The 21,369-nt window shown below is 68.7% G+C and carries 19 protein-coding genes; 12 read left to right on the top strand and 7 right to left on the bottom strand.

All coding sequences use genetic code 11. The annotated features are described in order from the left end of the window. The first annotated feature begins 216 nt into the window (after positions 1–216). From K2W61_RS19690 to K2W61_RS19680, 3 genes are all read left to right on the top strand, one after another. Positions 217–1,131 (top strand): DNA/RNA non-specific endonuclease, encoded by a 915-nt coding sequence (locus tag K2W61_RS19690; RefSeq protein ID WP_175131463.1) that lies wholly within the window; start codon positions 217–219, stop codon positions 1,129–1,131. Between the two features lie 108 nt (positions 1,132–1,239). Next, entirely contained in the window at positions 1,240–1,623 is a 384-nt protein-coding gene (locus tag K2W61_RS19685) for an EF-hand domain-containing protein (protein ID WP_236756377.1), read from the top strand. A gap of 170 nt (positions 1,624–1,793) precedes the next feature. Then, positions 1,794–2,414: a hypothetical protein gene (locus tag K2W61_RS19680; protein WP_175131464.1), complete on the top strand. Its 621-nt coding sequence runs from the start codon at positions 1,794–1,796 to the stop codon at positions 2,412–2,414. 63 nt (positions 2,415–2,477) lie between these two features. Here the strand turns inward: K2W61_RS19680 and K2W61_RS19675 are convergent, their stop codons facing one another. Next, positions 2,478–3,275 carry a hypothetical protein gene (locus tag K2W61_RS19675; RefSeq protein ID WP_236756376.1) on the bottom strand — a complete coding sequence of 266 codons (798 nt, stop codon included), beginning with the start codon at positions 3,273–3,275 and terminating at the stop codon, positions 2,478–2,480. Positions 3,276–3,336: 61 nt separating this feature from the next. Here K2W61_RS19675 and K2W61_RS19670 point away from each other — a divergent pair, with 61 nt between their 5' ends. Next, positions 3,337–3,807 (top strand): hypothetical protein, encoded by a 471-nt coding sequence (locus K2W61_RS19670; protein WP_175131466.1) that lies wholly within the window; start codon positions 3,337–3,339, stop codon positions 3,805–3,807. A gap of 31 nt (positions 3,808–3,838) precedes the next feature. Here the strand turns inward: K2W61_RS19670 and K2W61_RS19665 are convergent, their stop codons facing one another. Next, positions 3,839–4,234 (bottom strand): DUF1801 domain-containing protein, encoded by a 396-nt coding sequence (locus K2W61_RS19665; protein WP_236756375.1) that lies wholly within the window; start codon positions 4,232–4,234, stop codon positions 3,839–3,841. 217 nt (positions 4,235–4,451) lie between these two features. On the opposite strand from K2W61_RS19665, the gene K2W61_RS19660 reads away from it, so the two are divergent. The 5 genes from K2W61_RS19660 (at position 4,452) to K2W61_RS19640 (ending at position 10,827) form a co-directional block, all read left to right on the top strand. Beyond that, positions 4,452–5,753 (top strand): UDP-N-acetylglucosamine 1-carboxyvinyltransferase, encoded by a 1,302-nt coding sequence (locus K2W61_RS19660; protein ID WP_175131468.1) that lies wholly within the window; start codon positions 4,452–4,454, stop codon positions 5,751–5,753. A gap of 81 nt (positions 5,754–5,834) precedes the next feature. Continuing rightward, on the top strand, positions 5,835–6,629 hold the full coding sequence (locus K2W61_RS19655) for an alpha/beta fold hydrolase (RefSeq protein ID WP_175131469.1): 795 nt from the start codon (positions 5,835–5,837) through the stop codon (positions 6,627–6,629). Between the two features lie 240 nt (positions 6,630–6,869). Then, positions 6,870–8,321, top strand: coding sequence for an NCS1 family nucleobase:cation symporter-1 (locus K2W61_RS19650; protein ID WP_175131647.1), 1,452 nt, complete (start codon positions 6,870–6,872; stop codon positions 8,319–8,321). Between the two features lie 134 nt (positions 8,322–8,455). Next, on the top strand, positions 8,456–9,835 hold the full coding sequence (locus K2W61_RS19645; protein ID WP_175131470.1) for an HdeD family acid-resistance protein: 1,380 nt from the start codon (positions 8,456–8,458) through the stop codon (positions 9,833–9,835). Further along, positions 9,832–10,827 (top strand): Lnb N-terminal periplasmic domain-containing protein, encoded by a 996-nt coding sequence (locus tag K2W61_RS19640; protein ID WP_236756374.1) that lies wholly within the window; start codon positions 9,832–9,834, stop codon positions 10,825–10,827. The genes K2W61_RS19645 and K2W61_RS19640 overlap by 4 nt, the downstream gene beginning before the upstream one ends. Before the next feature lie 19 nt (positions 10,828–10,846). Here K2W61_RS19640 and K2W61_RS19635 read toward each other — a convergent pair whose 3' ends face one another. Both K2W61_RS19635 and K2W61_RS19630 read right to left on the bottom strand, forming a co-directional pair. Beyond that, positions 10,847–11,590, bottom strand: coding sequence for an SDR family NAD(P)-dependent oxidoreductase (locus K2W61_RS19635; RefSeq protein ID WP_175131472.1), 744 nt, complete (start codon positions 11,588–11,590; stop codon positions 10,847–10,849). Between the two features lie 99 nt (positions 11,591–11,689). Continuing rightward, positions 11,690–12,352, bottom strand: coding sequence for a TetR/AcrR family transcriptional regulator (locus K2W61_RS19630; protein WP_175131473.1), 663 nt, complete (start codon positions 12,350–12,352; stop codon positions 11,690–11,692). A 173-nt stretch (positions 12,353–12,525) separates the two neighbouring features. On the opposite strand from K2W61_RS19630, the gene K2W61_RS19625 reads away from it, so the two are divergent. Then, on the top strand, positions 12,526–13,194 hold the full coding sequence (locus K2W61_RS19625) for an O-methyltransferase (RefSeq protein WP_175131474.1): 669 nt from the start codon (positions 12,526–12,528) through the stop codon (positions 13,192–13,194). Between the two features lie 17 nt (positions 13,195–13,211). Here K2W61_RS19625 and K2W61_RS19620 read toward each other — a convergent pair whose 3' ends face one another. Further along, on the bottom strand, positions 13,212–14,744 hold the full coding sequence (locus tag K2W61_RS19620) for an MFS transporter (protein WP_236756373.1): 1,533 nt from the start codon (positions 14,742–14,744) through the stop codon (positions 13,212–13,214). Between the two features lie 112 nt (positions 14,745–14,856). Between K2W61_RS19620 and K2W61_RS19615 the strand changes: the two genes are divergently transcribed. Then, entirely contained in the window at positions 14,857–15,756 is a 900-nt protein-coding gene (locus K2W61_RS19615; protein WP_175131476.1) for a LysR family transcriptional regulator, read from the top strand. Between the two features lie 7 nt (positions 15,757–15,763). Here the strand turns inward: K2W61_RS19615 and K2W61_RS19610 are convergent, their stop codons facing one another. Together K2W61_RS19610 and K2W61_RS19605 are read right to left on the bottom strand one after the other, a co-directional pair. Next, positions 15,764–18,448: a hybrid sensor histidine kinase/response regulator gene (locus tag K2W61_RS19610; protein WP_236756372.1), complete on the bottom strand. Its 2,685-nt coding sequence runs from the start codon at positions 18,446–18,448 to the stop codon at positions 15,764–15,766. Beyond that, positions 18,441–19,259, bottom strand: coding sequence for a response regulator transcription factor (locus K2W61_RS19605; protein WP_175140682.1), 819 nt, complete (start codon positions 19,257–19,259; stop codon positions 18,441–18,443). The genes K2W61_RS19610 and K2W61_RS19605 overlap by 8 nt, the downstream gene beginning before the upstream one ends. Before the next feature lie 373 nt (positions 19,260–19,632). On the opposite strand from K2W61_RS19605, the gene K2W61_RS19600 reads away from it, so the two are divergent. Continuing rightward, complete coding sequence (locus K2W61_RS19600) at positions 19,633–21,366, top strand: ShlB/FhaC/HecB family hemolysin secretion/activation protein (protein ID WP_236756371.1); 1,734 nt, start codon at positions 19,633–19,635, stop codon at positions 21,364–21,366. Positions 21,367–21,369: the final 3 nt, after the last annotated feature.

Here is a 21,369-nt window from a genome sequence, read left to right as displayed (position 1 = left end):
CGACTGTTCAGGGGAATGCCAGGAAATGCGGCCATCGGGAAGACGGTATTGCCCGCGTATTCCCCAACCAGGGGGGCTGGCCGCGCATCGCGCGATGGATAAGCCAAGCCTTGGCTCGCCAGGAACCCGCATGGCGTGACAAATCCGTCACTCATCTACAATCCGGGATCCCCTTGACCGGCCCGCATGGCGGCCGGCTCGCAGCCCCCAGGTAGCATGACGCGCGCGAAGAAACCCGTTCCCAGAAAGAGAAGCTCTCCCTCCCGCTCCCCTTCCCGCTCCCGTTCCGCCGGCCGCGTGCCGCGTTTTCTGCGGGCGCTGGTGATCAGTTCGCTGGCCAGTTTCGGCGCCGCCACCTATGTGTTGCATCCCCAATGGCAGATGCCGGCCGCAGTCGGCGACATGCTGTCGCGGCTGCAATGGCCATCGCTGCAGCGCAGCGCGCCGATGGCGCTGCCGGCGCCCAACGCGGCGCTGGTGCAGACCACGTTCGACGCTTGTCCGCAGTTCTTCCCGAACGCGCGGGCGCCGGCGGTACCTGCCGCGCAACGTTTGCGCGAGGTCTGTTTTTCCTCATTCGCCATTCTGCACAACGGCCAGACCAAGACGCCGGTGTTCGTGGCCGAGCGCCTGAACCGCCAGAATCTGATGCAGGCCAAGGGGCAGCACCGGACCGACAGGTTCTATGCCGAGGCGCGGGTGCCGCGCGCCGAGCGCGCGGAGTTGGACGACTACCGCGGCTCGGGCTATTCGCGCGGTCATATGGCGCCGGCCGGCGACATGGCCACGCCCGAGGCCATGGCACAGAGTTTTTCGCTGGCCAACATGGTGCCGCAGGACCAGCGCCACAATGCCGGCCCCTGGAGCCGCATCGAGCAGGACACGCGTCAGTACGTGATGCGCGCGGCCGGCGACGTGTATGTCTTTACCGGGCCGGTCTACGCCGAGCGTCCCAAGACCATCGGCGCCGGCGTGGCCGTGCCCACCTATCTGTACAAGGTCGTCTACGACGCCACCACGCACCGCGCGTGGGTGCACTGGCAGGCCAACCGCGCCGACACCAAGGCCGGGCCGCCGATCGGCTATGACGAATTCGTGAAGCGGACCGGCTTGCGGCTGCTGCCGCCCTGACGCCAGGCCGGAACCGCGCCGCGCCATGCACCGCGATACATCGTGACATGCGCTTGCGGCGCGCCCGACGGTATGATGCGCGCCGCATCCATGCATACTGGGAGAACCATGAAGCACGTCATCCGGATGGGCCGCCTGAGCGCGGTGATATTGTTGGCCAGCCTCGCCGGCAACGCGATGGCGGCATCCTCGCCCGCTGCCACGCCAGCCGCCGCCCGCCCCGGGGCGTCCTCCAATCTCACCGGCGCCGGCAACCTCGGCCCGATGGGCGAGCCGGAATACATGACCCGCATGGAAGCCGCGTTCAACAAGCAGGACATCAACGCCGACGGCTACCTCAGCCGCGGGCCACTGCTGCAGGAAGCCACGGCCGAACAGATCACCGCGATGGACACCGATGGCGACGGCCGTATCAGCAAGGCCGAATTCCTGGCTTTCGCGCTGAAGAATTTCAAGAGCCGGCCCAAGTTCGAGCAGAACATCAAGCGATAAACCGCCGCCACGGTCCCCGCACCCGGCCCCGCCGGCGGTTAACTATTGATACACAAGACGGAATCGGCAATCAAGCGGCCGCGCGCGCGTGCTAAGTTACGAGCCCGTCAGCGCCCTCGTCCCGCGGGCGCCGATCCCCTGCGCTTCCCCTTCCTTTCTTCACGACCATCATGCACAAGAAACAAGATCGCGTTCCGGCCCAGGCTGGAAAGAAACGGATAGCCGGCCTGATTGCAGTGGCCCTGGCTTTGGCCACCGGCGCCTCGCTGGCGGGCGACCTGCCGCCTCGTGGCGGCGCGGCGGCGCAGACGCAGGCGCAGCCGCGGGACGAAGGCCGCCTGCCGCCACGCGGCGGCGCGGCCCAGCAGGCGCCGGCCAGCGCGCAGGCCCCCACCCAGGCAGCGGCCGCCGGCACCGAACAAAAGACCGAGATCAAGAGCCAGGCCGCCTACGAACGCCTGCTGCACAACAGCGGCATCAGCGTGCAATGGCTGTGGACCGATGAGCGCGGCAAGTTGAACGCGGTCGACGACAACGACGTGGTGCGCCTGGAAGGCGGCCACAGCAACGCCAACGGCTCGGTGACGATCAAGGGCCGGGTGCTGTCGATCTCGGCCGACCGCTTCACCTTCCGCGGCACCATCCTGATCGTGGACGCGCCGGACAAGGGCCGCCGCTGCGAACGCACCGGCGACTATGAATTCCGCGCCACCGGCAAGCGCAAGTACTGGCGCCTGCAGCAGATGGAAGCGTGCGGCGGCCTGACCGATTACGTCGACATCTACTATTGATCAATGCGCAGGCCTCGATGCGGCGCCCCCCGAGGCCGCCGCATCGGTATCAACGCCCACGTTTCACAGATGCCGGTGGCTGCACGCCATCGGCTGGTCGACCATCTGGCCGATCGCCCGCGCCAGCGCCTCGGCGCTGCCCTGCTCCAGACAATTGGCGCGGATCATGCGGAACCCCAGCGCCAGGCTGTAGTGCCAGTCCAGGTCGAACAGATGGTAATCGCGCCCGTTCGCCGGATGGCGCCAGCGCACGGCCGGGTCTTCATACGCCGCGCCGATGAAGTCGACGTGCGAACCGAAAGGCGGCATGGCCTCCAGGGGCTCGTCCGAACCCGGCAGGCTGGGGGCTTGCAGGTTCTCGCCCACGCCGACATAGGGCTCGGGGCCGTCGAAGGCCGGCATGATCACGCTGAACCCGGCCGGGTCGGCGTCGTAATACGCGCGCTGGCCGGGGTTCAGCAATGCGCGGGCCGCCGGGCCAAGGCAATAGTGCGGGCTGCACCAGCTGCTGTGCTCATCGTCCAGCGTAAAGTCGGGCACGATGCCGTGCGCCGCCAGCAACGTCAGTGTCTCCTGCATGGTGTCGTGATGACGCACCGGCACGGCAGCCGGCACGTCGCCGGCGGACTGGTACAGCGCGACCACATCGCCGGTGGTGCGCAGGCCGTCGCGGTACTGGAACGAGCCTTCGCGCAACCGGGCCAGCCCGAGGCTCAGCGTGTCCAGGGCCTCGCGCGGCACGCGGTCGCCGCGCGGCTCCAGCAGGTAGCCTTCGGCCAACAGGCGCGCCTGCAGTGCCGGCCAGTCGGGCGGCGGCAAATGGGGATAGCGGGGAAAGATGAACTGATGGTGTTGGGACATCGGATAGGCGCCGTGTATTGGCGTATTCTCTGGTGCTGAGGCAATCGACAGGATATCCCGAATGAGTTCGACAGTGATCAAGTGGGTGGCCAGCATCGGTTTCGGGCTGGTCATCGGACGCGCCGCCTTCAGCATCGTGAACCCGTTGATGCAAGCGGTGTTCGGCCTGGATGCGCCGGCCACGCAGCCTTACGTGCCAGTCGATCAGGCCGTGGTGGACCGCATGCTGATGGCAACCGGCGGCCTCTGCCTGATGATCGCCATCGCGGTGGCCGCAGCGCTGCTGCGCGTCGGCGACAACCGCCGCCTGGCGGCCTGGGGCTGCGCGATATTGGGCGTGGTGCTGCTGCTGACGCTGCCCATGGCGCTGGTGAGCATGGAACCCACGCCACAGGACCCGGCCGGCGCCCGCGACGTCAAGACGGCCATGTTCTTCTGGTGGATGATCTTCGGCCTGCCCTATCTGGCGGCCGGCCTGGCGCTGACGATCGGCGGCGCGGTCATGCTGCGCAAGTTCCGCAAAGCGGCGTGATCGCCGGCCCGCGCGTACCAGCGCAAGGGCCTCACGCCCGCGGCGCCGGGGCCGCGTTCAACGCCACCGCGGCGCGGATCAGCGCGCTGAATGCCGATTCGTCAAGGACATCGCCTTCATGGATATCGATGGCACGGCGGACCTTGCCTTCGAGGCTGGCGTTGAACAGCCCGGCCGGATCGGCCAGCGCGGCGCCCTTGGGAAAGGTCAGCTTTACCGCGCGCCGGTAGGCTTCGCCGGTACAGAGGATGCCGTCGCGCGACCATACCGGCACGCGCCATTTCCATTCCTCGACCACCTCGGGGTCGGCCGCCAGGATCAACTGGCGCACCCGCGCCAGCACCGCGCCGCGCCAGTCGTCCAGTTCGCCGATGCGGGCATCGATCAATTGCGACGGCGACGGGCTGGCGGATTTGAGGGTCGTCATGAAGGCTCCTGATGCGGAACACCGGAAAAGGCGGCTGGCGGTCTTTATACCCAAGCCGAGTCGGGACGTCCATGCGCCGCCCGGCCACGCCGGCTCGAGTTCCTTGCAGTCTGACACCATTTCCAAGGCGCCGATGCGCGACGCCCACCGGGCCATGCCGGTACAATTTCCCCGCGTTTTCCCCTGCCGTTCCACCTGTCGTCCAAGCGTCTCGTCCATGTCCAATCTCATCGTCCACGGCGGCACGCCGCTACGCGGCCGCGTCACCCCGTCGGCCAACAAGAACGCGGTGCTGCCCATCCTGTGCGCCACGCTGCTGACCGACCAGCCGCTGCGGCTGCATGGCGTGCCCGACATCACCGACGTGCGCAAGATCCTCGACATCTTCCGCACCCTGGGCAGCGAGGTACGGCTGGACGAAACCACCCGCACGCTGGACCTGCACCATCGCGACACCACATTCGACGCCACCCGCCACCGCCTGCCGGAAGAGATGCGCTCGTCCATCATGCTGGTCTCGCCGCTGCTGGCGCGCTTCGGCGTGGCGCGGCTGGAAGACAACGTCAAGGGCTGCACGCTGGGCGTGCGCGAGATCGATCCGCACGTCGACATCTTCCGCTCGTTCGGCGGCGAGGTCGAACGGACCAGCGGCTCGCTGCTGGTGCGCAGCGCCGGCCCGCTCAAGCCAACCCATCACTGGCTCGACTACGCCTCGGTCACCACCACCGAGAACTTCGTGCTGTGCGCGGCGGCCGCCGCCGGCGAATCGACGCTGACCAACGCCGCCTCCGAGCCGCACGTGCAGGAATTCTGCCGCTTCATGACGATGATGGGCGCCCACATCGACGGCATCGGCACCTCGCGCCTGGCGGTGCGCGGCGGCGCCACGCTGCGCGGCGGCGAGTTCACCTTCGAGGAAGACTTCCACGAGATCACCACCTTCCTGGCGCTGGGCGCGATCACCGGCGGCGACGTGGTGGTGCGCAACAGCACGCCGTCCAACTTCCCGCTGATCGACCGCACCTTCGCCAAGTTCGGCGTCCGGATCGTGCACGAGAACGGCTGGTCGCGCGCGCTGCGCGATGGCCCGCTGAAGGTGCAAACGCCCTTCACCAGCAACGTGCTGACCAAGGTCGAAGCCGCGCCCTGGCCGTATTTCCCGGTGGACCTGCTGCCCATCTTCATCGCCCTGGGCGTGTGCGCCGAAGGCAACGCGATGTTCTGGAACAAGGTCTACGACGGCGCGCTGGGCTGGACCGGCGAGCTGTCCAAGTTCGGCGCGCACGTGTTCTCGTCGGACCCGCACCGCGTCATCACCTTCGGCGGCAACCCGCTGACGCCGGCGGTGGTGGAAAGCCCCTACATCATCCGCGTGGCGATCGCGCTGTTCATGGTCGCCAGCAGCATCAAAGGCCGTTCCGAGATCCGCAACGCCACGCCGATTCGCCGCGCCCACCCGCGTTTCGTCGAGAACCTGCGCAGCCTGGGCGTGCAGGTCGAATGGACCGCCGAGGAATAGCGCCGGCGGTTTCCTATAATTCCGGGATTGCCTCGAACGGCGCCGCCGCGCCCGTTTCCTTTTGCCTGCCAGGATCGTTGAATGCCGTCGATTGCCAGCCACGATGTCCATGTGCCCACCCAGCAAGGCCGCCTGTTCGCTCGGCGCTGGGATCCCGCCGGGCGGGATGCGGACGCGGCGCCGATCGTGCTGCTGCACGATTCGCTGGGCTGCGTCGAGCTGTGGCGCGACTTCCCCGAACGCCTGGCCGAGGCCACCGGCCGCGCCGTCATTGCCTATGACCGGCTTGGCTTTGGCCGCTCCGATCCCAACCCCGCCACGTTGGCCACCGGCTTCGTCGAGGCGGAGGCCAGCGACGGCTTCCAGGACTTGCGGCGGGCGCTCGACATCGGCCCTTTCATCGCCTTCGGCCACAGCGTCGGCGGCGGCATGGGCATCTGCTGTGCCGCGGTCCACCGCGAGGATTGCCAGGCGCTGATCACCGAGTCCGCCCAGACCTTCGCCGAGGACCGCACGTTGGACGGCATCCGCGCGGCGCGGCGCAACTTCGCCGAGCCCGGCCAGTTGGACCGCCTGAAGAAATACCACGGCGACAAGGCCGCCTGGGTACTGAGCGCCTGGGTCGACACCTGGCTGTCGCCCGCCTTCGCCGACTGGAACCTGGACGACGCGCTGCGCCGGGTGCAATGCCCGGTGCTGGCGTTGCACGGCGAAGAGGACGAATACGGTTCGACCGCCCATCCGGGCATCATCGCGCGCCTGGCGGGCGGCCGGCAGGCGCTGCTGGAAAACTGCGGCCACGTGCCGCACCGCGAACAGCCGCACATCGTGCTGGACCTGGCCAGCCAGTGGCTGCGAGGCGCGTTGCCGGCCTGATCCCCCCGGCCCGCACTGGCCCCATCGGGCACGGCGCCCTGCCGCCGCGCCCGTTTGCCGGCGCGCGCGTCATGCCTTCTTCAGCCCGGAAGGGAAAACCCCAGGGGCGTATTGGCGCAAAGGTTGTATACACTCTTTGCACACCAGAATACGCGCCAGGCTACGTCCAAGTGTTGCTGCTGTATTGGTCCGCCCGGCTTCCTTCAAGACCATGCCCACCCCTGGGTCAGGGAGCTAGCCATCGATATCCGAAATCCTTCGCCTGGTCTCTACAACGAGGACCTGGCCCCCACCAAGGAGCGCCGCTGGGGCGCCTTCAGCATCTTCAACGTCTGGACTTCGGACGTGCACAGCCTGTGGGGCTACTACCTGGCCGCCAGCCTGTTCCTCTTGTGCGGTAGCTTCGTCAACTTCCTGATCGCCATCGGCCTGAGTTCGCTGGTGATCTTCTTCCTCATGAACCTGATGGGTTATGCCGGCGAAAAGACCGGCGTGCCCTACCCGGTGCTGGCGCGCGCCTCGTTCGGCATCTGGGGCGCCAACCTGGCGGCGCTGGTACGCGCGGTGGTGGCCTGTTTCTGGTACGGCGCGCAGACGGCGGCGGCCTCGGGCGCCATCGTGGCGCTGCTGGTGCGCAACGACAGCCTGCTAGCCTTTCACCAGAACACGCAATGGCTGGGCCATTCGGGGCTGGAGGTGATCTGCTATGTCGGGATCTGGGCGCTGCAATTGCTCATCATCCAGAAAGGCATGGAGACCGTGCGCCGGTTCCAGGACTGGGCCGGCCCGGCCGTGTGGATCGCCATGCTGGTGCTGGCGGTGGGGTTGTGCGTGAAGGCCGGCGGTTTCAGCATCGATCACGGCATCCCGATGGACGTGCTGCTGGACAAGACCCGCGACGCAGGCGTGACCGGCGCGCCGGGCAGCTTCTGGGCCTTGATGGCGGTCGGCGCCACCTGGATCACCTACTTCGCGGCGCTGTACCTGAACTTCTGCGATTTCTCGCGCTATGCCCGCGACAAGCAGGCCGTCAAGCGCGGCAACCTGTGGGGACTGCCAGTGAACCTGGTGGCGTTCTCGCTGGTGGCCGGCATCACCACCATCGCCGCCTACAAGGTCTATGGCGAGGTGCTGCTGCACCCCGAGCAGATCTCCACCAAGTTCGACAGCTGGGTGCTGGCGCTGCTGGCCGCGCTGACCTTCGCGGTGGCCACGCTGGGCATCAACGTGGTGGCGAACTTCGTGTCGGCCGCGTTCGATATCTCGAACGTGTTCCCCAGGCGCATCAGCTTCAAGCGCGGCGGCTACATCGCCGCGTTGATTGCGCTGGTGCTGTATCCCTTTGCGCCCTGGGAAGGCGGCGCGGCGCATTTCGTCAACGCCATCGGCGCCACCATGGGGCCGCTGCTCGGCATCATCCTGGTCGACTACTACCTGGTGGCCAAGGGCCGCATCAATGTTGCGGCGCTGTATGACGAGCATGGCGAATACCGCTACCAGGGCGGTTGGAACATCAACGCGCTGATCGCCACGGGCATCGGCAGCGTGTTCTCGACCATCCTGCCGAACTTCACCGACCTGCTGCCGGCCTGGTGGGGCACCTATGGCTGGTTCTTCGGCGTCGGCATCGGCGGCGCCGTCTACTGGGTGCTGGCCACGCTGCGCCCGCGCGCCGTCGCGGCCATGGCCTGACACGGCCGCGCCCGTGCCGGCCGCCAGATGCCGGCACGGGCGTGCGCAACTCGACGCCCGGACCGGGCTCGCGCTACCCTGCATGCGATGCTTGCCCTCCGCGACATCGCGCCCATGCATGGAGACCCGCCCCCATGAGCCACCTGGTCCTGCTTCTGCTCGGTATCGACTATCTGCACAAACGCGCCCGCGCGCTCATTATCGGGGGTTGGCTGATGCTGGCGGCCGGCGCCTTCGTCTTCATCGACGCGCTGGACAACGCACTCTATTTCCCCCTGAATTTTTTTGCCGCGCTGCTGGTGGCCGAAGGCATCGCCACGCTGGCCATCGCCAAGTCCGGCGTCGGCGGCCAGCGGGTGCTGCGCTACACCAAGGGCGTATTCGTGCTGCTGGCGGGCACCCTGGTGCTGGCCGGTCATCATCACGGGCATTTCGCGCTGTCGATGATCTTCGGACTGCTGTTCCTGGTGGACGGACTGATCCAGTGCATCGCCGCCTACGTGGTGCGCTACCAGCGCTGGCGCGTGGTGTTCGCCTCGGGCGTGGCCGAGGTGCTGCTGGCGATCTTCTTCTTTCAGCCCTATCCCACCCACTACGTCGGCACGGTGCCGTACTGTATCGGGCTGTTCCTGGCGATCTCCGGCGTGAAGCTGCTGTGGCTGGCGCGCCGCGTGCGCAATCTGCACGCCAACCCGGCACTGGCCGCCAACCCCGATCCCGCCTTCATGCCGACGCGCGCCGACGGGCCGGCGCAGAAGGTGTTCGATGGCCCGCCGCAAGCCAGCGAGCGCGCGTTGACCGTGCATGTCTGGACGCCGTCGGGCTCGGCCAGGACCGAGACGCGCAACTACCCATTGATCGATCGCTACATCGCGGCGGTGGACATCAACGGCGTGGTGTCCACCGGCCATGCCGCGCTGGAATCACCCGAGGGCATCTACATCAGTCTCTATCCGGCCGTGGAAATCGACCACTCGCCCGAGCAATTCGGCACGCTGCTGCGCGCCACCGCCGAGAACAACGTGCCGGGCGTGTACCAGCCCGACTACGCCACCGAGTCCAAGGCCTGGTGCCCCTCGACCATGCAGGTGCGCATCCGCAATTACGACGCGGCCAAGTTGCGGGCCTTCTGGGATGAGTACCGCAAGACCGAGATCTACAATCTGACCCACCGCAACTGTTCCAGCTCGGTATCGGCGGCGCTGGAAGCGGCGCTGGACGGCGTGGTCGGCCGCCTGCACGGCCCGCAGGCCGGCTGGGCGGTGCTGTGGCGTCTGTTGCTCACGCCCGAATTGTGGGTGGCGGCGCAGATCCGCAAGCGCGCCCTGACCATGGCCTGGACCCCGGGCCTGACGCTGGACTATGCGCGCGCGCTCAGCATGCTGGCCGATCCGCGCCCGTTCGGCTGGTGGAAGATGTCGCAGGCGGCGCTGCGCCAGATCGCAACGCTGCGCGCCGCTTGGCGCCGGCAGGACCGCGAGGCGGTCGCCCGCAACGCCCAGACCCAACCATGACGGCGCTGCTGGCGGCCGTGGTCGTGGCCGGCGCCCTGTGGGGCGCGCTGGCGCTGTGGTTCCAGGCGCCCGGCCGGGGCCGCGCACGCCTGCTGGCGCCGCTGGCCTGGCTGGTATTGGCCGCCGCCGCGCTGGCCGGGCTGGCCTGGGGTTACCGGCTGCCGGCCGCGGTGTACGCGGCGATGTTGCTGGTCATGCTGGCCTGGTGGGTGTGGTGCATGCGGCCGTCCAACGAGCGCGACTGGATGCCCGAGGTCGCCCGCAGCACCTACGGCGAGGTGGACGGCGACCGCCTGACGCTGCACAACGTACGCAACTTCGACTGGCGCTCGCGCACCGACTTCGACGCGCGCTGGGAAACCCGCCGCTACGACCTGTCGAAGCTGGCATCGGTGGACCTGGCGCTGTCGTACTGGGGCCGGCCGGCGATCGCGCATGCGCTGGTGTCGTTCGGCTTCGGCGACGGCCAGTATGTGGTGTTCTCGGTGGAAATCCGCCGCAAGCGCGATGACACGTTCTCGGAGATCGGCGGCTTCTTCCGCCAGTACGAACTGTCGGTCTTGGCCTCGGCCGAGGAAGACAGCCTGCGCGTGCGCACCAATGTGCGCGGCGAGGACGGCTACCTGTATCGCGTTCGCATGCCGCCGGGCGCGCCGCGCCAGCTGCTGCTGTCGTACGTCGACACGGCCACGCGCCTGCGGCGCCAGCCGCGCTTCTACAACACGCTGACCGCCAACTGCATCACCATCGTGTACCGGCTGGCCGGCAGGATCGTGCCCGGCCTGCCGCTGGACTACCGTTTGTTGCTGTCGGGCTATCTGCCGGAATACCTGTACCGGCTCGGCGCTCTGCAAGGCGCGGACAGCGTGCAGGCCTATCGCGACGCGGGCCGCTATACCGAGCGGGCGCGCGCCACGCAGGATGCGGCGCAGTATTCGCGCAATATCCGGCAAGGCGTGCCGGGCGTGCCGCGGTCCGAAGCGGACGCATGACCGGGGCGCCGGCCGCGCCTCAGGTCAGGTTCAAACCGCCGTCCGACAACAGGATCTCGCCCGTCAGATAGTCGGACTGCACCAGCCACGCCACCGCCTGGGCGATGTCGTGCGGCTGCGCAGCGCGACGCATCGGCGCCCGTTCGCGCCACAGTTGCTGCGCCTGGGTCCAATCCCGCGTCAACGGCGTATCCACCAAGCCGGGCGCCACCGCGTTGACGCGGATGTCCGGCGCCAGCGAGACCGCCAGCAGACGCGTCACATGGTTCAGCGCCGCCTTGGCCGCCGCATAGGGAATCGACGCGCCCTTGGGCCGCACGCCGGCATGCGAGCTGACATTCACCACGCACCCCGGCCGGCCACGCGCCGCCGCGGCCGACAACGCCGACTGCGCCTGGGCCACCAGGCGGAACGGCGCGACCACGTTGACCTCGTGCATCTCGTGCCAGACCTCGGGCGTGGCCGCGGCCAGGTCGCCATGGGGAATCACGCGGCTGATGCCGGCGTTGTTGACCAGCACGTCCAGCCGGCCCCACGCCGCCACCGCCTCGCTGACCAGGCGCACGCGGTCGCCATCCTCGGCGAGATCGGCCTGCACGTATACGGCCGAGCCCAGCTCGGCGGCCAGCGCCTTGCCCGCCGCGGCCGACTGGCGCGAATGCAGCACCACAGCATAGCCATCGCGCGACAGGCGCCGGGCAATGGCGGCGCCAATGCCGGAAGTGGAGCCGGTCACCAGGGCGACAGGAAGGGAAGCGGTCATGTTGTCAGCCGTCAGGATAGGAGCGGGCAGCCGCCCAAAGACCGGTCATCTTACTCCCGCGCTGGAGCCCGCGCGCGCTGCGGCGCGGAGCACCGGAGGCTACGCGCGGGCCTGCCGGCGCGCCGGTTCGGCGCTTCGCCCCAGGCGGTCGAGATACGCGCACAGCATGTCGGCCAGCGCGTCCGCGTAGGTCGCTATCTCGGCCTCGGTACGCGGGCTTTCCGAGAACTGCTTGCCGACCGCGCTGAGCGTATGGGTGATGAGTTCGCCAGCCAGGGCGCGCGTGGCGTCGGAAGCCGCCGGCAGGGCTTCGCCGAGAAAGGCGAGCACGATGCGGCCGCCCTCTTCCTTGGTGGCGCGCGCCTCGGGCGCATCGCGGTAGAGCGGCGCGGCGTCGTTGAGGGCGATGCGCATCACCGCCTCTTCGCATTCCGAGCGCACGAAGGCATGCACCAGGTTGCGCAAGCGCTGCGGCGGCGGGTGGCGGGCGTCTTCGAGCAGGCGGCGCAGCAGGTCCGAGGTCTGCTGCCATTCCTGCGTCTGCAGGCGGTACAGGATGGCCGCCTTGTTGGGAAAGTACTGATAGAGCGAGCCGATGCTGACGCCGGCTTTCTCGGCAACCCGCGCGGTGGTGAAGCGCGTCGCGCCTTCGCGCGCCAGAACCTGAGCCCCCGCTTGCAGAATGGCCGCGACCAGCTCGGCCGAGCGGGCCTGCTGGGGCTGTTTTCTCTCGGACAGGCGGGTGCTGCGGCGTGTGGTCATGGCGGCGCGCGAAATGCGAATAGAGAAATGCGATGGATTCGTCGTATTCTAAACCCGTGCCCTCGCCGCGCCCACGCAACGTTTTCGCGCCCCTGGATGGCGGGCAATCCGGCCTGTCGCGGCCTCGTCAGCGGCCGCCTTGCGCCCCCTATCCCGACTGGAAACCCATCTCCATGACCGACACCCTGACCTCCTCGCCCCTGGCCCCGCTGCTGGACCGGCTGTTCAAGCAGGCCGACGCCTCGTGGTCGAACGCCGACCCCGCCCTGGCCAACATGTCCGCCGCCGAACAGGCGCGGCTGATGCGCAGCAAGACCGATTACCGCGAGTTCTACGGCCGCATGAAAGATCTGCCGCTGGCCGTGTCGCCCGCGACCGGCAAGCTGCTCTACATGCTGGCGCGCAGCACGCGGGCACGCGCCATCATCGAGTTCGGCGCCTCGTTCGGCATTTCAACGCTGCACCTGGCGGCGGCGCTGCGCGACAACGGCGGCGGCCGGCTGATCACCACCGAATTCGAACCGGCCAAAGTGGCGAGAGCCAACGAGAACCTGGCCGAGGCCGGCCTGGCCGACCTGGTGGAGCTGCGCCAGGGCGACGCGCTGCAAACGCTCGCTACCGAACTGCCGGAGCGCATCGACCTGGTCCTGCTCGATGGCGCCAAGGCGCTCTATCCGGACATCCTGACCTTGCTGGAAAGCCGCCTGCGGCCCGGCGCGCTGATCGTGGCGGACAATGCCGATCACAGCCCCGAGTACCTGGCGCGCGTACGCTCGCCGGCATCGGGCTATCTGTCGACGCCGTTCGGCGACGACGTGGAACTGTCGATGCGGCTGGGGTAGGCCGCCGCGCGCGGGCGTCAGGCCCGCGCCGCCGCCGCAACCGTTCGCGCCTCGGACTTGCCGAGGAACAGGAACACCACCAGCGCGGTCAGCACCGTGATCGCCGCGAGGATCCAGAGCAATGTGGCGAATGCCTCGGCGCACGCCTGCGCCAGCACCGCGCGGCCGACGCCGGGCAGTATCGCGGCCAGCGCGTCGAAGTCCCCGGCGACCAGTCGCTGGGCCGCCGGCGTTGCCCGCGATGCGGCGCCCGGTAACGCCGTGGCGAGATGGCGCGCGGTCAACGCCGTCAACAGCGCGCCGACCACGGCCAGCGCCACGCCCTCGCCCGCCACCCGCGTCGTGCTGAAGATGCCGGCGGCCATGCCGGCGCGCTCGGTCGGCACCACACTGACGGCCAGCCCATCCATCAAGCCCCACGGCAGGCTGATGCCGATGCCGATCAGCAGCATCGGGCCGACCCGGGCCGTCACCGGCCCCGTCGTCATGGCCAGGCTGAGCCAGGCCAGGCCGGCGGCGGCCAGCAGCAGCCCCACCCCGCAGATCGGCGCCGGCGCCAGCCAGCGCGTCAGCTGACCCGCCACCACGGGCAGCAGCAACAACGGCGCGGACAGCGCGATCATCATGCGGCCGGCCGCGATCTCGCCGAGACCGTCGACAGCGATAAAGTGCAGTGGCAACAGGATCAGCAACACCACGAAGGCATAGGCCGGCGCGGCCGCCAGCAACTGCACGCCCAGAAAGCGCGGATAGCGGAACAGCGTCAGGTCGAGCATCGGCCGGGCCGCGCGCAACTCGATCATGCCGAATAAGGCGAACAGCGCCAACGACGCCGTCAGCAGCGCCAACGTGGCAGGCTCGCCCCAGCCGCTCTGCGGCGCGCGCATGATGCCCCAGGTCAGCAGCGCCAGCGCCGCGCTGAAGGTGGCCGCGCCGGGTAAGTCCAGGCGCCCCGCCGCCGGATCGCGCGATTCCCGCAGGCAACGCGTGCCCAGCGCCAGCGCGATGGCGGCCAGGGCGATCACCAGCAGGAAGATGCTGCGCCAGCCGTAATGCTCGATCAGCAGCGCCGAGGCGATCGGCCCGAACGCCAGCCCCGCGCCAAAACTGGCGCCCAGCAGGCTGAAGGCGCGCATGCGTCCCGGCCCGTCGAACGCCTGCGCCAGCGCCGCGGCGCCGCCCGAGAAGATAGCCGCGCCGCCCAGGCCCTGCGCGGCGCGCAGCAAATCGAAGGCGACGATGCCCGGCGCCTGGACCAGACCGACGGAAGCCGCGATGAAGATCGCCGCGCCCGCCAGGAACACGCGGCGGCGCCCGTAACGGTCGGCCAGTGCGCCGGCCACCAGCAGCGTGCTGCCAAACACCAGCATGAAGGCATTGGTGATCCAGTTCAGCGCGACCGGGCTGCCGCCCAGTTCGCGCGCGATCGAAGGCAGCGCGATGGCCGGACCGGTGAACGTGAACGGCATGGCCGCGCATGCCAGGCACACGGCCACCAGAATCAGGACCCTGCGGGCGGTTGGCAGCGGCGGGGAAGCGGAAGACGACATGGCGGGCATCAATGCGAAATGGAAACAGCATTGAAGATACTTACGCGCGATATTTTGATAAATAGGCTAAAAATCCACATACCAAGGAATTAAATTCTTCAATGGAATCGCCATGGACCGCTTGAGCGGCTTGTTACCGTTTGTCCGCAGTGCCGAGCTGGGTAGCTTTGCCGCGGCCGGCCGCGACCTGGACCTGTCGCCCTCGGCGGTCGGCAAGGCCGTGGCGCGGCTGGAACAGGACCTGCATGTGCGCCTGTTCCAGCGCAGCACGCGCCGCATGCAGCTGACCGAGGAAGGCCGGCTGTTCTACGAGCGCTGCAAACGCATCCTGGAAGACCTGGACGACGCGCACGCCACACTGTCGCAGACGCTGCGCGAACCGCGCGGGCGCCTGCGCGTCAGCGCGCCGCTGGTGAGCTACCACTTCCTGCTGCCGGTGCTGCCGGCTTTCGCGGCGCGCTATCCGGGCGTCGAACTGGACATGGATTTCAACGACCGTATCGTCGACCTGATCGGCGAGCGCGTCGACGTGGCGATCCGCAGCGGCGACCTGCCCGATTCGCGCCTGACGGCGCGGCCGCTGGGCAGATTCCGGCTGCGCCTGTACGCCGCCCCCGACTACTTGGCGCGCCACGGTACGCCGCAGCGGCCGCGCGACCTGGAACGGCACCAGGCGGTGCGGTTCCGCTACCCGAACGCCGGCACGCTGCAGGAATGGCCGCTGGCGCTGGCCGCGGGCGAGGCCGCGCCACGACTGGCGGCCGCGTTCACCTGCAACAACATGGAGGCGCTGCTAGGCGCGACCATCCAGGGGTTCGGCATCGCTTGCATGCCGGATTTCCTGGCGCGCCAGGCGCTGGCGGCCGGCAGGCTGAACACGGTGCTGGACACACAGGTGAACGGCGCTGGCCGCTTCCAGGCGCTGTGGCCGTCCAATCGCAACCTGTCGCCCAAGGTCAGGGTGTTCGTCGACTTTCTGGGCGAACGGCTGTTTCGCGACAGCCCGCCCTAGAACCGGCTCACGCCACGGGCATGCGCTCGCACAGCGTGCCGATCGCCGCCAGGTCGCCCAGCCGCGCCAGGCGCTGCACTTGCAGGCTGAAGTCCTTGAAGGCCGGGTCGCGCGCCTGGATCGCGCGCGCCCAATCCATCAGGTCCGAGATACCGCCGATGTCCAGCAGGCGCCGCACTTGTTCCAGTTCGGCGCGCGACAGGCGCGGCAGCGGCGCCGAGCCGGTCGCCGCCTCGCTGGCGGCCTGCTGCGTCGACAGATGCAGCAACCGGGCCAGCACGTGCCGCAATTCAACCAGGTCGATCGGCTTGAGCAAGCTGGCGTCATAGCCGGCGCCATCCAGCGTGGGCGCCTCCTGCGGGGTCGCCGATACCGCGACCACGGGCAGGTCCGGCCAGCGCGCGTGCGCGGCCGCGAGCACGGCCGCGCCGTCGGCGCCTTCCATGCGATGGTCGGTCAGGATCAGATCGGGCCGGCGCGCGTCATCGGCCCGGATGCGCGCCACCATGCCACGGCCATCCGCCTCGCTTTCGACGGCAAAGCCCAGGCTGGCCAATTCCTCGACCAGGAATTCGCGGATTTCCGGCGTATCCTCGGCCAGCCAGATGCGCTTGCCGGCGCCGTCCAGCGCGGGCAGCACGTGCGCGGCGGCGGCGATGTAGTGGTGCGACACGCGCGACTCGTCGACCTGCCTGAGCGGCAGCGCCACGCTGATGGTGGTGCCCTGGTCCACTTCGCTGTCGACGTGGATACGGCCATTCATGCGCTGCACCCACTGCTGGACGATCGCCAGGCCCAGCCCGACGCCAGGCTGGCTATCGGCCGACGACAAGCGCTGGAACGGCTCGAAGATGTGCTGCCGGTCTTGCGGCGCAATGCCGCAGCCGGTGTCGCGCACCGCCAGCGCCAGCCAGCCGGCGGTCTGGCCGGCGCCGGCCGCGGTGTAGTCGGCCGTCAGCGTGAGCACCCCGCCGCGCGTGAACTTGGCGGCATTGTCGATCAGGTTGAACAGCACCTGCCGCACGCGCTTGCCGTCCATGTCCAGAACGGCCGGCACCGTTTCCGACACCCGCAGCTCGAAGCGGTTGTCCTGCCGGGCGGCGATCGGCGCGGCTTCCTTGGCCGTCGCGTCGAGCAGGGCATGCACATATTCAGGCGCCAGCCTCAGCGCCTGGCCGCCAGCGCCGGCGGCGTAGTCGATCAGGTCGTTGACCATGCTCAGCATGTGATCGGCGCTGCGGCGGATGATGGCGCCACGCGGCGCATCGTCGCGCCCGCCCGCCTGGATCAGGTCGGCAAAGCCGATGATCGAGGTCAGCGGGGTGCGCAAGTCATGACTGATACGCGCCAGGAAATCCTGGCGCACGCGGCCGGCCTCGTCGGCCCGGATCAGCGCGGCCTGCAGCGCGCGCGTGCGCTCGGTGACGGCCTGGTCCAGGCGCTGGTGCTCGCGCTCGCGCGCCAGCGCCAGCTCGCGCTGGGCCGCCAGCCGTTCCTGGCGATGTTGGCGCGAGCGCCCGTACAGCAGCACGGCCAGCATCAGCGAGATCGACAGCAGATCCCAGGCGACTTCCGGACCGCCCTGCCAGCGGCCGGGCAGCAAGCCCTGAATGTAGGCCACCCGCAGCAGCAGACAGCCGCAGTAGACAGCAAAGGACAGCAGGAAAATGCGCGCATTGGCATGGCCGCGGCGCCAGCCATCGGCCATGGAGACGAGCCAGACCACGGCCCACAGGAAGATCAGGCCGATCAGCGCCTGCGCGGCCTCGCGGTAATCGCCCAGCGCCGCCCACACCGCGCCGGCGAATCCGGCGGCGATCAGCCCCAGGTAGACGCCGCGCCACATGCGGATCCGGTGCAGGCCGGCGAACAGCATCGCCATGCCGCCGAACAGCGACGCCGCCACCGTCGCCAGCACGCTGGGCGCGCGCAGCACCATGTCGCCGCCGCCCGTCAGGACGTAGCGATACAGCAATCCCTGGAATGAGAGGCTGTACAGGATCTCGACGAAAATGGCCGCGGACAGCAGCAGATACACCGGATCGCGGTGGACCACGCCAAGCAGGCCGGCATAAATGCCCACCATCACCAGCGCGCCGACCAGCAGCGCCACCAGCATGGTGTTGCGCTGGGTCACGCCGACGAAGGCCGCCGGCGTGCGCAAGGCGGGTTCCATGTTGATCGCCGAGCGGCTCTGGACCCGCACCAGCACCGTCATCCGCTCGCCAGGCTCCAGCCGCAGCGGCGCCACCGACACGGTGGACGGCACCTCGCGGGTGGCCAGCGGCTCGCGGTTGCCCGCCAGCAGGACCTTGGCCGGCTCGCGGCTGCCCTGGGGGAACAAATAGAAGCGCACGTCCTCCAGCCGCGGCACGCCGAATGACAGCCAGCGCTCCTGCGGGCTGTCGCTGGCGTTGCCGATCTCCAGCCGCAGCCAGAACGCCGACGTGGAGTATCCCCGGTTCAGCCAGCGGGGCGACACGGGCTGCCATTCGTCATCCAGGATCTGGCCGGCCAGGCGCGCGCCGGTCGGGTCCTCGATGCCGCGCAACTGGCTGGCCAACGGCAGGTTGACGCGCACCGCGCCCAGGTCGACAACGGGTTGGACGTCCTGCCCGCGCGCCGGCAGCGCCACGCAGCACATGGCGAGCCACAACAGCCACGCCAGCCAGCCCGCGCGGCCGCTAGCCATGCGGATCCTGCTCCTGGCGCAAGGCCGTGGGCGCCATGCCGAAGCGTTCGCGGAACGCGGTGGAGAAATTGCCGCGGTTGCCGAAACCCACCGCCTGCGAAATCGCCTGGATGTCCAGGCCGGTCTCGCACAACAGGCGGCGCGCCTCGCGCATGCGTTCTTCGCGCAGGAATTCGAACACGGTCGTGCCGGCGCAACGCCGGAATGCCTGGTTCAGCCGCCGCGCGTTGGTGCCCAGCGCCTGGGCCAGGGCCACCAGTTCGGGCGTGTGGTCGAGGCGTTCGCGCAGCAGCTTGCGGGCGGCGCGGAACAGCACCCCGTCGAGCGAGCTGCCGGCAGCGACGGCCGAGGTGCCGTCGTTGACGGCGGCGGCCGGCGCAGGCGCGGGCGTGGGCGTCACCCGCAGGTGGATCAACAGGCGCAGGCGCACTTCCTCGAAGTCGAACGGCTTGGCGACGTAGTCGACCGCGCCCGCCGACAAGCCGGCGACCCGCTCGCCGGGCAAGGACGCCGCAGTCAGAAAGAGGATGGGAATGGCGCGCGTGGCCTGGTCGGCCTTGAGCAGGCGACAGGCCGCGAGGCCATCGCAGCCCGGCATGTTCACGTCCATCAGGATGATGTCCGGCTGCACCAGCTGCGCCTTGCGATAGCCGTCGTTGCCGTCCTCGGCCACATATACGCGGCAGTCCTGGCTGGTCAGGAAATCCACCAGCAGCATGCGGTCCTCGGGACGGTCCTCGACGACCAGCACGCGCAAGCCGGCAAGCTGGCCGGGAACGGGCGGATAAGAGGCGTCATTCATGCCGCGCATTCTTTCATGCCGGCCGGTCCGCGCGTTGGTAACAGGCGACAAAACCGTGCCGGTTTTGTGAATATTTTTCCTTGCGGCAAACGTGCCGTGCATTCCGGCAAACCTCATAGGCGCAATCATTATTCACACATGATAGTGTTTGTTACATGAAGCTACGGGCCCGTCAGGGTCCTGGCATCCCCCGGCTGGGCGCGGCCCAAGCCGCCTCGCCACCCGCAGGAAACCGGCATTTCCACCAGCCAAAGCGCGGGCAAGCATCCCGCAGCCCGCCGAATCTGTAAAGAACTTTAGAAAGATTGTTTATAGAAGTCTAAAAAATATATCAAAAAATCTCATTTAAATCTGATTGTAACGACTCGCTACCCGAGCACCCATGCGCCGCCTACCCCATTCCCGCCGTCCCGCCGTTTCCTGCCAGCTTCCCTCCTCCCTGCGCGCCGGCTTCGTCGCCGTGCTGCTGGCGTTAGCCGCCGGACCGGTGGCGGCGCAGAACGCGCCCGTCCAATTGCCCTCGGGCGCCGAACCCGGCCGCCAGTTGCCGCAACCGGCCATGCCGCAAAGCACGCCCGGCGCCGCGCCAGTGACCGTGGAACAGGGCAGCGCGACCGAAGCGCCGGCCGGGGCCGACAAGCTGCGTTTCACGCTGACCGACCTGCGCGTGGAAGGCGTGACCCGCTATCCCGCCGACACGCTGCGTCCGCTCTACCAGGACCTGCTCGGCAAGACCATTACGGTGGCGGACGCCTTCAAGGTCGCCAACGACATCGAGCTGCGTTACCGCAATGACGGCTACGTCACCACGCGCGTGATCGTGCCGGCGCAGACCATCGAAGGCGGCCAGTTCCGCATCAGGGTGGTCGAGGGCTATATCGCCGACGTGAAGTACGACGGCGACATCGGTCCGGCGCAGGCGGCAATCGAGAAACTGGTGCAGCGCCTGCGCGGCGTGCGCCCCATCAACGTGGCCGAAGTGGAACGCCAGCTGCTGCTGGCCAACGACCTGAATGGCCTGACCGTGCGCGCCTCGCTGGAAGCCTCTCCCACCGAAGTGGGCGGCTCGGTGCTGGTGGTGCGCAGCGAGCGCAAGCCGGTCGACGCGCGCCTGGGCATGGACAACCGCGCCTCGCCCTACCTGGGCTGGAGCGAAATGACCGGCCAGGTCACGCTGAACGCGTTTGGCGCGCGCGCCGACAGCCTCACCCTGACCGGCCGCGTGGGCTTCCCGGCCTATCGCAGCAAGGCGGTGGGCGCCAACTACGACATGCTGGTCACCGACAGCGGCATGACGGTGGACATCGCCGCCAGCTACGCCAAGAGCGAACCGGGCCGCGAGTTGGCGCCCTTGAACGTGGCCAGCGACGTGCAGGCCTATTCCGCCACCGCCACCTATCCGCTGATCCGTTCCCGCCTGCAGAACCTGCGGGCTTTCGGCATGCTGGACGTGCGCAACGTCACCACCGACATCACCGGCATCCCGTTCACGCGCGACCGCCTGCGCGTGCTGCGCGCCGGCCTGAGCTACGACCGCACCGACAGCTGGAACGGCATCACGGCTGTGCGCGGCACGGTGCACCAGGGCCTGGACGCCATGGGCGCCTCCAAGGAAGGCAACGAACTGGCTTCGCGCGCCAAGGGCCGCCCCGACTTCCTCAAGCTGACGGCCGAACTGACGCGCCTGCAGCAGTTGTCCGAGCGCTTCAGCCTGGTGGCCACCTTTGCCGGCCAGTACAGCGCCAGCCCGCTGCTGGCCAGCGAGGAATTCGCGCTGGGCGGCCCCAACTTCGGCCGCGGCTATGACGACGGCGAAATGTCCGCCGACTCCGGCGTGGCCGCCTCGCTGGAACTGCGCTACGCGGTGTCGTCCGACCGCTTCCTGCCGCAGGGCGCGCACGTCTACACGTTCGTGGACGGCGGCCGCATCTGGTCGCGCAGCGAAAGCGCGCCGCTCACGCGCGCCAAGCTGTCCTCGTATGGCGCCGGCATGCGCGCCAACCTGACCAAGAACCTGTACGCCACGCTCGAAGTGGCCAAGCCCATGAGTTCCGATGTCCTGACCCAGGGCAACAAAGATCCCCGCGTGTTCTTCAGCCTTTCGGCCCAGTACTAATCC

This window comes from Achromobacter pulmonis (genome assembly GCF_021733725.1).
Taxonomy (GTDB): domain Bacteria; phylum Pseudomonadota; class Gammaproteobacteria; order Burkholderiales; family Burkholderiaceae_B; genus Achromobacter; species Achromobacter pulmonis.
Note: the sequence above shows the minus strand (reverse complement) of the source record. Positions and strands in the feature narration are given on the sequence as shown.